Source organism: Emcibacter sp. SYSU 3D8, from assembly GCF_039655875.1.
Classification (GTDB): Bacteria; Pseudomonadota; Alphaproteobacteria; order SMXS01; family SMXS01; genus RI-34.
On sequence record NZ_JBBYXK010000002.1, the window covers coordinates 244,187 to 257,410 of the forward strand.

8 protein-coding genes are annotated in these 13,224 nt (G+C 65.6%); 4 read left to right on the top strand and 4 right to left on the bottom strand.

All coding sequences use genetic code 11. The features are described from left to right. The first annotated feature begins 47 nt into the window (after nucleotides 1–47). Nucleotides 48–4,832: an NAD-glutamate dehydrogenase gene (locus WJU21_RS07120; protein WP_346322710.1), complete on the top strand. Its 4,785-nt coding sequence runs from the start codon at nucleotides 48–50 to the stop codon at nucleotides 4,830–4,832. 12 nt (nucleotides 4,833–4,844) lie between these two features. Here WJU21_RS07120 and purH read toward each other — a convergent pair whose 3' ends face one another. Genes purH through rpe form a run of 3 tightly spaced genes read right to left on the bottom strand, consistent with a single transcriptional unit; the run spans nucleotide 4,845 to nucleotide 8,801 of the window. Next, nucleotides 4,845–6,425, bottom strand: coding sequence for a bifunctional phosphoribosylaminoimidazolecarboxamide formyltransferase/IMP cyclohydrolase (gene purH, locus WJU21_RS07125; protein WP_346322711.1), 1,581 nt, complete (start codon nucleotides 6,423–6,425; stop codon nucleotides 4,845–4,847). A gap of 22 nt (nucleotides 6,426–6,447) precedes the next feature. Continuing rightward, complete coding sequence (locus WJU21_RS07130; protein ID WP_346322712.1) at nucleotides 6,448–8,118, bottom strand: heparinase II/III family protein; 1,671 nt, start codon at nucleotides 8,116–8,118, stop codon at nucleotides 6,448–6,450. 14 nt (nucleotides 8,119–8,132) lie between these two features. Further along, nucleotides 8,133–8,801 (bottom strand): ribulose-phosphate 3-epimerase, encoded by a 669-nt coding sequence (gene rpe, locus WJU21_RS07135; RefSeq protein ID WP_346322713.1) that lies wholly within the window; start codon nucleotides 8,799–8,801, stop codon nucleotides 8,133–8,135. Nucleotides 8,802–8,970: 169 nt separating this feature from the next. On the opposite strand from rpe, the gene WJU21_RS07140 reads away from it, so the two are divergent. The 3 genes from WJU21_RS07140 to WJU21_RS07150 are packed head-to-tail and all read left to right on the top strand — an operon-like array spanning nucleotide 8,971 to nucleotide 11,934. Continuing rightward, on the top strand, nucleotides 8,971–9,984 hold the full coding sequence (locus WJU21_RS07140; RefSeq protein WP_346322714.1) for an efflux RND transporter periplasmic adaptor subunit: 1,014 nt from the start codon (nucleotides 8,971–8,973) through the stop codon (nucleotides 9,982–9,984). After that, on the top strand, nucleotides 9,984–11,228 hold the full coding sequence (locus WJU21_RS07145; RefSeq protein ID WP_346322715.1) for an ABC transporter permease: 1,245 nt from the start codon (nucleotides 9,984–9,986) through the stop codon (nucleotides 11,226–11,228). Before WJU21_RS07140 ends, WJU21_RS07145 begins: the two co-directional genes overlap by 1 nt. 13 nt (nucleotides 11,229–11,241) lie before the next feature. After that, nucleotides 11,242–11,934, top strand: coding sequence for an ABC transporter ATP-binding protein (locus WJU21_RS07150; protein WP_346322716.1), 693 nt, complete (start codon nucleotides 11,242–11,244; stop codon nucleotides 11,932–11,934). Here the strand turns inward: WJU21_RS07150 and WJU21_RS07155 are convergent. Further along, on the bottom strand, nucleotides 11,931–13,223 hold the full coding sequence (locus WJU21_RS07155; protein WP_346322717.1) for an RsmB/NOP family class I SAM-dependent RNA methyltransferase: 1,293 nt from the start codon (nucleotides 13,221–13,223) through the stop codon (nucleotides 11,931–11,933). The two genes, WJU21_RS07150 and WJU21_RS07155, sit on opposite strands and share 4 nt — an antisense overlap. Nucleotide 13,224: the final 1 nt, after the last annotated feature.

Below are 13,224 nucleotides of genomic sequence, written 5' to 3' on the forward strand. Positions count from 1 at the left end.
ATGCCCGGCGGCCCAAGCGCCAAGTGCCCGGGGTAAAGGGGAACACGATGGACAACCGTTGGGACCGGAAGCAGCAGCATCTGGACCGCATCGGCGACCTGGCCAGGGATGGCCTGGACGACGCCGAGGCGGCGCCCTTTCTTGACTTCATGTCGCGCTTTTTCGCGGGCGTTACGCCAGAAGACCTGCTGGACCGGCGTCCCGAGAGCCTGTTCGCGCTCGCTCTGTCGCTGTGGCGCTTCGCCGCCACCCGCGCGCCCGGCGTCGCCAAGGTGCAGGCGTTCAATCCGTCCATGGAGGAGTCCGGCTGGCAGGATCGCCACACCGTTGTCGAGATCGTCAACGATGACATGCCCTTTCTGGTCGACTCGGTCACCGCCGAACTGGCGCGCCAGGGCCGGGAGATCACCCTGCTGGTGCATCCGGTGATCACGGTAGAGCGTGACGTGGCCGGCCAGCGCACGCCGAACGGCCTGGGCTACATGGAATCCTACATCTATCTCGAGATCGACCAGCAGACGTCCCCCGAGTCGATCCAGGCGATCGAGACGGGCGTCAGCGCGGTGCTGGCCGACGCCCGCACCACCTTCGAGGACTGGCAGCCCATGCTCGCCAGGCTCAGGGCGGCGATCGACGACCTGCAGGCCCGGCCCGGCCCGGCCCCGAAGGAAGAGGTCCAGGAAGCGGTGGACTTCCTCAACTGGCTGGCCGACGACAATTTCACCTTTCTGGGCTTTCGCGAATACGACTTCGCCGACCGCAACGGCGAATGGCACGCGATCACCGATCCGCAGGAAGGGCTGGGGCTGATTCGCGATCCCGAATTCCCGATGCTGCGCGAGCACGGCGCGGATTCACTGCTGCCGCGCACCGCCCGTGCGTTTCTCGACCATCCCGTGCCGCTGATCATCGGCAAGGCGCACCAGCGATCGACGGTGCATCGGCCGGTGCAGCTCGATTACGTCGGCGTGAAGCGCTACGACGATGATGGCAAGCTGATCGGCGAGCGGCGCTTCATCGGCATGTTCACCTCGCTTGCCTACACCATGTCGCCCAAGTCGATCCCGGTGCTGCGCCGCAAGGCGGCGATCGTCACCCAGCGTGCCGGGTTCAGCCGGTATAGCCACGATGGCAAGATTTTCGCCAACATCCTGCATGCCTATCCGCGCGATGAACTCTTCCAGATCGAGCCGGACGAGCTTTACGAGACGGCGATCGGCATCCTGCGCCTGCTGGAGCGGCCGCACGCCAAATCGTTCATCCGCATGGACCCCTATGGCGGCTTCGCGTCGGTACAGGTGTTCATTCCCAAGGACGCCTTCACGGACGACCGCCGCCGCCGCATCGCGGCGCTGTTCGCTGACGCACTGGGGGGCGAAATCGCCTCGGAAAACCTGCAGATCGGCGATTCCCCGCTGGCGCGCCTGCATCTCCTGGTCAGCCTTGCCCCTGGGCCGATGCCCAAGGTCGAGGTGGACGACCTCGATGATCAGGTTACCCAGATCATCCGTACCTGGCGGGACCAGCTGAAGGACAGCCTGCGCGATCACTTCGGCGACGAGCGCGGCAATCTGCTCTGGAACCGGTACGCCGACGGCGTCAGCCTGGCCTATTGCGACGCCTACGAGCCCGAGCTGGCGGTCCACGACATCGAGAAGCTGGACCAGCTGACCGGCCCCGAATCCCGTGGCTTCAACGTCTATCGTCGCGTTGGCGACCACGCGAACGTGCTGCGGGTGAAAATCTACCACGCCAGCCACCTCGTGCCGCTGAGCGACGTCCTGCCCAAGCTGGAGAATCTGGGCCTGCGGGTCATGGAGGAACAGGCCTATCCGGTCAGCCCAAGCGGCGAAGACCGCGAGGCCTGGATTCACGACATCCTGCTGCAGGACGCAGCCGGCACGGAGCATCGCCTGCGCAGCGTCAAGCAGCCGCTCGAGGAGGCGCTGGTCGAGATGTGGGATGGCTCGGTGGAGGACGACAGCCTCAACCAGCTGATGCTGCATACCGATCTGGGCTGGCGCCAGATCGTGGTCCTGCGCGCCTACCTGAAATATATGCGGCAGGCAGGCACCAACTTCACGCAAACCTATCTGCGCAAATCGCTGACCGCCAATCCCGAGATCGTCGGTAACCTGGTGGCCCTGTTCGCCGCCCGCTTCGATCCCGCCGCCGACCATTCAGAAGCCGGCGCCATCGCCCGCCGGATCGAGCTGCAGCTGGAGGCGGTACAGAGCCTGGACGAAGACCGCATCATCCGGCGCATCGTCAACCTGATCCGGTCGACCTTGCGCACCAACTATTACCAGCTCGGCACCGATGGAAAGCACAAGCCCTATCTGTCGCTGAAGCTGGACAGCCAGATGGTCGAGGGATTGCCCAAGCCAAGACCGATGGTGGAGGTCTTCGTCTATGCGCCGTGGACGGAAGGTGTCCACCTTCGCGGCGGCAACGTCGCGCGCGGCGGTATCCGCTGGTCGGATCGGCCGGAGGATTTCCGCACCGAAATCCTCGGCCTGATGAAAGCCCAGATGGTGAAGAATTCGGTGATCGTGCCGGATGGCGCCAAGGGCGGATTCGTCCCCAAACGCCTGCCGGAGGCCGGTACGCGCGAGGAAATCCAGGCCGAGGGGATTCGCTGCTACCGTACGCTGATGGCAGGCCTGCTGGACATTACCGACAACATCGTCGGCGGACAGGTGGTCCCGCCCGACCATGTCGTGCGCTATGACGAGGACGATCCCTATCTCGTCGTCGCCGCCGATAAGGGCACGGCCAGCTTCTCGGACATCGCCAACGAGATCTCGGTCCAATATGGCTTCTGGCTTGGCGACGCTTTCGCCTCGGGCGGCAGCAACGGCTATGACCACAAGAAGATGGGCATCACCGCCCGCGGCGCCTGGATCAGCGTCCAGCGCCACTTTCGCGAACTCGGCATCGACGTGCAGACCCAGCCGGTCAGCGTGGTTGGAATCGGCGACATGTCAGGCGACGTGTTCGGCAATGGCCTGTTGTTGTCCCGGGCCGTGAAACTGGTGGCTGCGTTCGACCACCGGCACGTCTTCATCGACCCCGCGCCCGATCCCGAGACCAGCTTCGAGGAGCGCAGGCGCCTGTTCGACCTGCCCCGGTCGAGCTGGGCCGACTACAATGCCGCACTGATCTCGGAAGGCGGAGGCATTTTCGCCCGGTCGGTCAAGGCAATCGCGCTGACACCCCAGATCAAGGCGCTGACCGGCCTCGACGCCGACACCGCCACCCCCGCAGAGTTGATCCATGCGCTGCTCAAGGCCGACGCCGACCTGCTCTGGGTGGGCGGCATCGGAACGTACGTCAAGGCAAGCGATGAGACCAGTAGCGAGGTTGGCGACCGTGCCAATGACACGATCAGGATCAACGGCCGGGATCTCCGCTTCAAGGTTGTCGGCGAAGGCGGCAATCTGGGTTTTACCCAGCGCGGGCGCATCGAATATGCCCAGAAGGGCGGGCGGCTGAACACTGACGCAGTCGACAACTCGGCCGGCGTGAACTGCTCGGACTACGAGGTCAACATCAAGATCCTGCTGAACGCGGTGGTCGCCGACGGCGACATGACCGGAAAGCAGCGCAACGCCCTGCTGGTCGAGATGACCGGGGACGTGGCCTCACTGGTCCTGGCCACCAACTACCGGCAGACCGAGACGCTTTCCACCACGGTGGCCCGCGCCGCCGAACAGCTCGACGCCCAGGCGCGGTTCATGCACCGGCTGGAGCACGAGGGTTCGCTGGAGCGGCCGGTGGAGTTCCTGCCCGACGACGAGGAGATCGCGCGGCGTCATGCCACCGGCGAGGGACTGACCCGGCCCGAACTGGCGGTGCTGATGGCCTATGCCAAGAACTCGCTGAAGCGGCGCCTCGCCCGCAGCGACCTGCCCGACGATCCCTGGATCTGCAACGACCTGATCGCCTATTTCCCGCCCGCCATGCGCGAGCGTTTCACCGACAGGATCAAGGAGCATCAGCTCCGGCGGAACATCATCGCCATGACGGTCGGCAACGAGATCGTCAACCGGGCCGGCATCACCTTCGTCACCCGGGTGGCCGAGGAAAGCGGCGCGCCGGTCGACCAGATCGCCACTGCCTACATCGTCGCCCGCGAGGTGATGGGCCTGCAGGCGCTGTGGGACGACATCGACCGGCTGGACAACACCGTGCCGGCCGATGTGCAGACCGGCATGATCATCGAGGTCAAGGAGCTGCTGCACCGCATGTCCAGCTGGTTCCTGACGCATCTGGGCCTGCCGCTCGACATCCGCACCGTGGTCGAGCGCTTCCAGCCCGGCGTACAGGCATTGCTGGCCTCGAAAGCATTGCTGGAGTTGAGCAGCGGCGACGCCATTGCCGAGCAGGTCAGCCTGCTGGCCGCCAAGGGCGTGCCGGCCGACCTGGCGCACCGGATCGCCAGCCTCGAGCCCATGCTCTCGGCGCCCGACATCGTTCTGCTGAAGGAACGCGATACGGTCCCGCTGGACGAAATCGCCAGCGCCTATTTCGCCGTCGGGGCGCGCACCGGACTGGACTGGCTGCGCGGCGCCACCGACATGGTCGTCACGAGTGACCATTGGGACCGGCTGGCGCTGGGCAGCATCGTCGACGACCTTTACGACCAGCAGCGCGAGCTGACTGGCATGGCGCTCGCCGAAGGCGGCCTCGAGCCGTGGGCCGACCACCATGCCAAGGCGCTTGACCGCGCCCGGGAACTGATCGCCGAGATGCAATCGAGCGGCAGCATCACCGTCGGCAAGCTGGGTTATGTGGCCCGCCAGATCAGGGGCGTGTTCGCGTCGATCTGAGCGTCTCCCGGCCTAATGGCGGAAGTGCCGCATCCCGGTCAGGACCATCGCCAGGCCGGCAGCGTCGGCCGCATCGATCACTTCCTGGTCGCGCATGGAGCCGCCCGGCTGGATCACCGCCGTCGCGCCCGCCTCGGCGGCGGCCAGCAGGCCGTCGGCGAAGGGGAAGAAGGCGTCGGAGGCGACCACCGAACCCCTGGTGCGGGGCTCGGCCAGACCTTCGGCCTCGGCAACGTCCTGCGCTTTCCTGGCAGCGATCCGGGCTGAATCGACCCGGCTCATCTGGCCGGCGCCGACGCCGACCGTGGCGCCGTCCTTCGCATAGACGATCGTGTTCGACTTGACGTGCTTGCAGACGCGAAAGGCGAACAGCAGGTCGGTCAGCTCCTGCTCGGTCGGCGCGCGCTTCGTGACCACCTTCAGGCCGTCACGGAACACCCGGCCGTTGTCGCGGTTCTGCAGCAGGTACCCGCCGGCCACCGACTTCACCGTCATGCCCGGCGCCGCCGGATCTGGCAGGCCGCCGGTCAGCAACAGGCGCAGGTTCTTCTTGCCGGCGATGATCTCGCGCGCCTGGTCCGTCGCGTCGGGGGCGATGATCACCTCGGTGAAGATCTTGGCGATCTCGGCCGCGGTCTCGCCGTCGAGCGTGTTGTTGAGGGCGATGATGCCGCCGAACGCGCTGACCGGATCGCAGGCGAGCGCCCGGCGATAGGCCTCGGCCATGCTGCCGGCGATGGCGACACCGCAGGGATTGGCGTGCTTGACGATGACCACGGCGGGCGATTCGGCCGGGTCGAACTCGGCCACCGCCTCAAAGGCGGCGTCGGTGTCGTTGAGGTTGTTGTAGCTGAGTTCCTTGCCCTGAAGCTGACGCGCGGAGGCAACGCCGGGCCGTGTGTCGCCGGTGACATAGAAGGCGGCCTGCTGGTGCGGATTCTCGCCGTAGCGCAGGGTCTGCTGCAGCGTGCCGGCGATCGTCAGCCGCTCGGGGAAGGTGTCGCCGAGCTGGCCGGCGAACCAGCCCGAAATGGCCGAATCGTATGAGGCTGTGCGCGCATAAGCCTTGGCCGCGAGCCGGCGGCGGGTTGCCTCGCTGGTCGCGCCGCCATGGGCGGTCATGTCGTCGATCACCGCCTTGTAGTCACCGGCGTCGACAACGACGGTCACGTATTTGTGGTTCTTGGCTGCCGAGCGGATCATGGCCGGGCCGCCGATGTCGATGTTCTCGATGCACTCGTCGAACCCGGCGCCCTTCGCCACCGTCTCTTCGAACGGATAGAGGTTGACCACCAGCAGGTCGATGGCGCCGATGTCGTGCTGCTTCATGGCGTCGGCATGCTTGTCCCGCAGGCCCAGAAGGCCGCCATGGACCTTGGGGTGCAGCGTCTTCACCCGGCCATCCATCATCTCGGGGAAACCCGTATAATCCGCCACTTCCCGCACCGGCACACCCTGCTCCGCAAGCAGCTTGGCCGAGCCGCCGGTCGACAGGATCTCGACGCCGTGACCCGCGAGGAACCGGCCGAGATCCACCAGGCCGGTCTTGTCGGAAACGGAAAGCAGCGCCCTGCGGATGGGTTGGTCGGTCATGGCATTCCTTCTTGTTCTTGCGTTAGACTTTGAGCAGTCGCCAGTTGATCTGCAGCCGCGACGCGCCGCTGGTGCTGCTGACCACGAGTTGGCGCGAGGGCTGCACCTTGCCGCGCTCGCCCAGATAGATGCTCTCTTCCACGTTGACGCCGTGGGTGGATTCGAAGCGCCACATGGCGCCGCCCGGCAGGGTCAACTCGACCGCGCCGCCGTCGACGGTGCGCCGGGCCTCCACTGCGGGGTGCAGATGGAAACGGATGTCGATGGGCGTCTTGGGCCGTTTCTTGCGGTTGATCGACTTGAGCGCGTCGATCCCTTCGACCACCTTGCCGCTGCGCGCCACCTTCAGGATACGTTCGTGTTCATAGCCGAAGGCCGTGACGTAGCCGTAATGGGTGATGTCGAGACTGACCGTGTCGTCCATCTCGTCGCGCACGGCCAACACCTTCTTGGGCCGCTTGCCGATGCGCTGGTTCTTCAGGATCGGAAAAGAGTTCTTGTTGTCGATGATCAGGGTCGAATGGGCAGCGGTCGTCCGGCTCACCTTGTGCACGCCGTCGAACATGATCTCGTCGCTTGAGCCACAATTGACGATCAGCCTCTCGGTCCCCACCGACATCTCGAACGCATTGGGGCTTGCATGGGCATTGACGCTCAGGTCGCCAAGCGGCGGCGAACCGGCATCGACCAAAATGACCGTCTGTCCAGCCTGGACCCGCTGAAAGCCCGAATAGATGGCGCCGCCCAGCGGCTTGCCCTGGGCCTTGGCCGCGTCGAGCACCTGGTCGATTTCGTCAGCGGAATCCTCGAAACTGCCATTGAACAGCGCCAGCCTGCCGTCGCCCAGCCGAAAGAACCGCAGCATGGGCGTCATGCGGTCGATGGCGCGCTGGATATAATTGGGCATCTCCTGGTTGGCCGCGCGCAAGTCCGCCTTGAGCGCGACCAGCGCCCGGAGCGCCTCGAACTGATCGCTGGGATTGCGGGTGACGATGCAGCCGTCGGCCAATACCAGCCGGTCCAGCTCGCGCTCGAGAAGCTGCAGGCCTCGCGACATCCGCCGCGCGCCTTCAGGCAGGCAAAAGCCGCTGTAGACGAGGCCGATGACGGCGATCAGGCGGGGCAATCCGTCGCGGGAAATCAGCGCCGTGCGCGCCAGATGCCGCGCCTGACGCGCCATGGAATTCATTACCGCGCTGTGGTGCACCAGATCCTGGGTGCTGACCGCCATGGACGCGTTGCTCATCCAGGCGATCAGCCGCTGGGCGATGACATCCGGCTGCCACGCGACGGGATCCCACTCCTGGTAGTCCTGCAGCCATTTCCGGATCAGCGATTCCACATGGCGCTTGGCGGCGTCGCCGCCCTGGGCGCGGAAATGCCTCAGCCAGTTGAAGCTGTGCAAGGCATCCTGCCATGCCTGGCTGGGCGCCGGCAGGCGCCAGGGGTTCTCGTTGGGCGCACTTACCGTGTGGCCGGCGAAGCTGTACTGGCCGCGGAACAGCGCATCGGCGACGGCCACATCGCCGCCCCAATGGTTCTTCGGATTGAACTTGATCTGCACGGGATGGGTGCCCTTGAGCACCCGGCGGTACAGGAACGTGCCGAAGTAATAGGTACGCAGCCGCTGCCGCAACCCGTGCTGCATGCCGCGCGTCGGGTCGATGAATCTGGTTTTCGCCGACTTTGCCATGGCGCTCCGGCGGATCAGGCTGAAGGGCCGCGGAGCCGGCGAATGTTATCCGAGTACTGCAACGGTCCTCCCTTGAACGCCGCCGTGCCGGCGACGAGTACGTCCGCACCGGCCGCGATGACCCTGGCAGCGTTGTCAGCCGTGACACCGCCATCCACTTCCAGGTCGATCGTGCGGCCGCTGCGGTCGATCATGGTACGCAGTCGCTCGATCTTGGCAAGCTGGCTCTCGATGAAGGACTGCCCGCCAAAGCCCGGATTGACGCTCATCACCAGAACAAGGTCGATGTCGTCCAGCACGTAATCGATGGCATCGACCGGCGTCGCCGGATTGAGCGATACGCCGGCCCTGGCACCCGTCGCCTTGATCGCCTGGATTGTCCGGTGCAGATGCGGTCCGGCTTCGGGGTGGACGGTGATGATATCGGCGCCGGCATCGCGAAACGCCTGAATGTACGGATCGACCGGCGATATCATCAGATGAACGTCGAATATCTTGTCGCTGTGCGGTCGCAGCGCTTTGATGACGGCAGGGCCAATGGTCAGATTGGGTACGAAATGACCGTCCATGACGTCAATATGGATATAATCCGCACCAGCTGCATCGATCGCGCGGACTTCCTCGCCCAGCTTCGCGAAATCAGCGGATAGGATGGACGGTGAAATCCGGACCTGTTGTTGCATGGGATGTGCTTACCAACTTGACCCTGAAGCCGCAAGCGCGACGGTCGTTTTTGGCAGCGCCGCGCCCATTTACAGTGCATTCTTCGCCTGCTTACCGCCGGGTAACTAACGATGTGGCGGACCCAAGGCGGAATAGTGCGTTTTTCGGGATGGGCTGGTATGACGGCATATGAATAAGTGGCTGCTACGTTTTCTCCTTCTGGCCGTCGTGCTGGCTGTTGCTCTCGCGGTATTCTGGTGGCGTACCGGACCGGTGACGGTCGAGGTGGCCCAGGCGCGGATCGGTCCCGCGGTGCAGGCCGTTTACGCGTCGGGCACGGTCGAGCCGACGGTGATGATGCCGATCGCCCCGAAAATCTCCGGCAGGCTGGATGAATTGCTGGTCGACGAAAGCGCCCAGGTGGTCAAGGGCCAGAAGCTCGCCGCCTTCGATAGCGAGGAACTGGTCCAGTCGGTGCGCGAATGGGAAGCCCGCGTCCGTTTCGCGCAGAATCAGTATGACCGCGCGGCCAGCCTGCTGGCGCGCGGCGTCGGCACAGGCGTCGCGCGGGATTCGGCGCGGCACGACCTGGATACGGCGAAGGCGGCCCTCGCCCGGATTCGCAAGCAAACCAGGGAAATGGTGCTCTATGCGCCCGAGGCCGGACGCATCATCCGCCGCGACGGCGAAGTGGGGCAGGTGTTCTCCGCGGGCCAGGCCCTGTTCTGGATGGCCTGTTGCGCGCCGCTCCGCGTGTCGGTGGAAGTCGACGAGGAGGACATTCCCAAAGTCGTCCCCGGCCAGAAGGTGCTGATCCAGGCCGACGCCTATCCGGACAGGGTGCTGGAAGGCACGGTAAGCGAGATCACCCCCAAGGGCGATCCGGTCGCGCGAAGCTTCCGGGTGCGAATCCGCCTGCCCGAGGACACGCCGCTGCTGATCGGCATGACCGCCGACTGCAACATCATCGCAGACGAGAAACCCAACGCCGTGCTGGTGCCGGCAACCGCCATCAACGAGGGCAAGGTATGGCTGGTCAAGGACGGCAAGGCCCAGGAACGGGCCGTGGTCACCGGCGCATCCGGCAATGGCTGGACCGAGATCAAGTCCGGCGTGACCAGGGATGACACCTTCGTGGTCAGCCCGGACGACCGGCTCAATCCCGGACGCGAGGTGAAGGCCCGGCGCGCCGGAACCAATTGATGCCGCTTACGCTGAAGATCGCGGTCACGCACCTCAACAGCCGGCGGCGGCAGACGCTGATGTCGCTGCTGGGCGTCATGCTGGGAGTGGCGTTCTTCATGGCGGTGAGTTCGCTGATGCGCGGATCGGAGCAGGATTTCATCAAGCGCCTGGTCGATTCCGCGCCGCACATCTCGGTGACCGACGAATTCCGCGAGGCGCCGGTTCAGCCGGCGGTCCGCCGGTTCGCCGACGGCGCGGTGGCCATTTCCAACGTCAAGCCGAAGACCGAGGTCCGCGGCATCCGCGGCTACAAGCAGAAGATGGCGTTCATCGACGACATCCCGGGGCTGCGGGTCGCGCCCGTCCTGTCGGGCCAGATCATCCTGACCTATGCCGGCAAGGAACAGGGCGTGCTGATGAACGGCGTGGTCCCCGAGCTGATGTCCGGGGTGAGCGACATCGAGGACAAGATCGTCGCCGGCAACATGCAGGCATTGTCGTCCAATCCCAACGGCATCATCATCGGCCGGGCGCTGGCGCGAAAAATGAACCTGGACATGGACGACAACGTGACCGTGTCGTCGCCGGTCGGCCTGGTGCGCACCATGAAGATCGTGGGCCTGTTCGAGACCGGCGCGACCGCGGTCGACGAAGGCCAGGCCTATGTGCTGCTGAAACGTGCCCAGGTGCTGCTGGACCGGCCGGACCGGGCCAACATGCTGGTGATGCAGCTCGACGATCCCTATGCCTCACGCGACGTGGCGGCACGGATCGAGAAGCAGATCGGCTACCGGGCGCGGTCCTGGCAGGAGGCATCGGAAAGCCTGCTGTCGGTGCTGCTGGTGCGCAACATCATCATGTACAGCGTGGTGAGCGCCATCCTGGTGGTGGCGTCGTTCGGCATCTACAATATCATCTCCACCGTGGTGATGGAGAAGCGCCGCGACATCGCCATCCTGAAATCCATGGGCTTCACCGCCCGCGACGTCCGCCGCATCTTCCTGTGGGAAGGCACCATCATCGGCCTGATGGGCAGCGTGGGCGGCCTGACGCTGGGCTATGGCCTGATGTGGGTGCTGTCCACCCTGAGCTTCCAGGTGCCCGGCGTCAGCGTGCCGATCGAGATGCCGCTTTACTGGGGCGTGGACCAGGCGCTGCTGGCCTGTGCGTTCGCCGCGCTGAGCGCCATGGGCGCGGCGTATTTTCCGGCGCGCAAGGCCGGCCTGGTGCATCCGGTCGATATCCTGCGAGGCCAGGCATGAGCGGGGCGCAAACGTGACCGAAGTCCTGCGCGCCGAACATGTCACGCGCGAACTCACCGGCGAAGTGCCGGTGACGCTGGTGCGCGACGCCAGCCTGGTGATCAACCGCGGCGAATTCGTCTCGATCATGGGCCCGTCCGGTTCGGGCAAGTCGTCGCTGCTCTATCTTCTGGGGCTGCTCGACATGCCGACCTCGGGCACGATCACGCTGGACGGCCAGGCCGTCACGACGCTGACCGAGCGGGAAATCGCGCGCGTGCGCCTCGAGAAGCTGGGCTTCGTGTTTCAGTTCCATTTCCTGCTGGTCGAGTTCTCGGTTCTCGACAATGTCACGTTGCCGATGGCCAAGCTGGGACGGCTGACCGACAGGGAACAGCGCGAACGGGCGGAGTCGCTGCTGACCGATCTGGGCATGGGCGACCAGATCCGCAAACGGCCCGACCAGCTTTCCGGCGGCCAGCGCCAGCGGGTGGCCATCGCCCGTGCGCTGGCCAACGATCCGCTGATCATCCTGGCCGACGAACCGACGGGAAACCTGGATTCGAAGTCCAGCGCCAATGTGCGAGACATTCTGTCCGAGCTGGTGCACCAGCGGGATAAAACCGTCGTCGCCGTCACTCACGACCCGGACTTCGCCCGCGCCGGCGACCGCCAGATCCACATCATCGATGGCAGGATCGCGACCGAGGATGTGAGGGCGGACTAACTTTTCTTGACTAGCCTGGCCACGTAGAAGCCATCCATGCCGCCCTGCTCGCCGAGATGCAGCGGCAGTGTGCGGAGGTCGCCGTCCGGAGTGATCAGTTCGGCAAGGCCGCCGATCTCGTCCGCCGTCACCGGCTTGCGGCTGAAGCCCTGATGCCCCTTCAGGAACGCATTGACCTGCTGCGGCCCCTCCTCGGGCTGCAGTGAACACACGCAATAAACCAGCGTGCCGCCCGGCTTCAGCATGCGTGCCGCGTTCTTCAGCAGCTCGGTCTGCACGGTCTTGACCGAGGTGACGTCGCGCTCGGATTTGAGCAGCGCGACATCCGGATGGCGGCGGATGGTGCCCGTGGCGGAGCACGGCGCATCGAGCAGCACCGCGTCGGCGGGCGCCGGCGGCGCCCAGGTCGTACCGTCGGCGGTGACGACCTCGACGTCGAGCTTGAGCCGGCGCAGATTGGTATTGAGCGTTCTTACCCGCGGCGGCGCGCGGTCGACGGCGATCACCGACGCGCCGGCCGACGCCAGTTGCGCCGTCTTGCCGCCCGGGGCGGCGCACAGGTCGATCACGGACTTGCCGGCAATATCGCCAAACAGCCGCGCGGGCAGCGCCGCCGCCGCATCCTGCACCCACCACGCGCCGTCATTGTAGCCAGCCAGTTCCTCGATTCGGCCCGCGGCGGTGATGCGAACGGTACCGGTCGCCAGCGCCTGCCCAGCCAGCTTTTGCGCCCACTGCTTCGGATCAAGACCCGGCTTCAGGGTCAGATCGAGCGCCGGCTCGCGCAGATGCATCTCGGCAATCTGGCGCGCCTTCTGGCCGCCATACGCCTTCGACCAGGAATCCCACAGCCATTTCGGCGTATTCAGTCTCGGTCCGTCCTGCCGGGCGCGCTTGGCGGCGCCTTCCTGCGACAGGCGGCGCAGTACGGCGTTGACCACGCCCTTGAACGCCGCGACCCGCTTGTCGGCATGGGAATCGGCCAGCGTCACCGACGTGTCGATGGCGGCATGGGCCGGCGTATTGAGGAACAGAAGCTGCGCGACGCCCAGGCGAAGGATGTCGCGCGGCGCCGACATACCGGGCGGCAGCGGTTTTTGCAGGCATCCGTCGATCAGGTCGTCGATCTGGCCAAGCCGGCGCAGGACGGTGGCGCAGAGCTGGCGCACGAACCCCCGATCCTGCGGCGTCAGCGGCTCGACCGCGCGGGCAAACGAATCGTCGAAAGCATGGCGCTTGGAAAGCACCGTTTCGAGCAGGGCGAGAGCGGTCTGGCGTGCAACATCCATG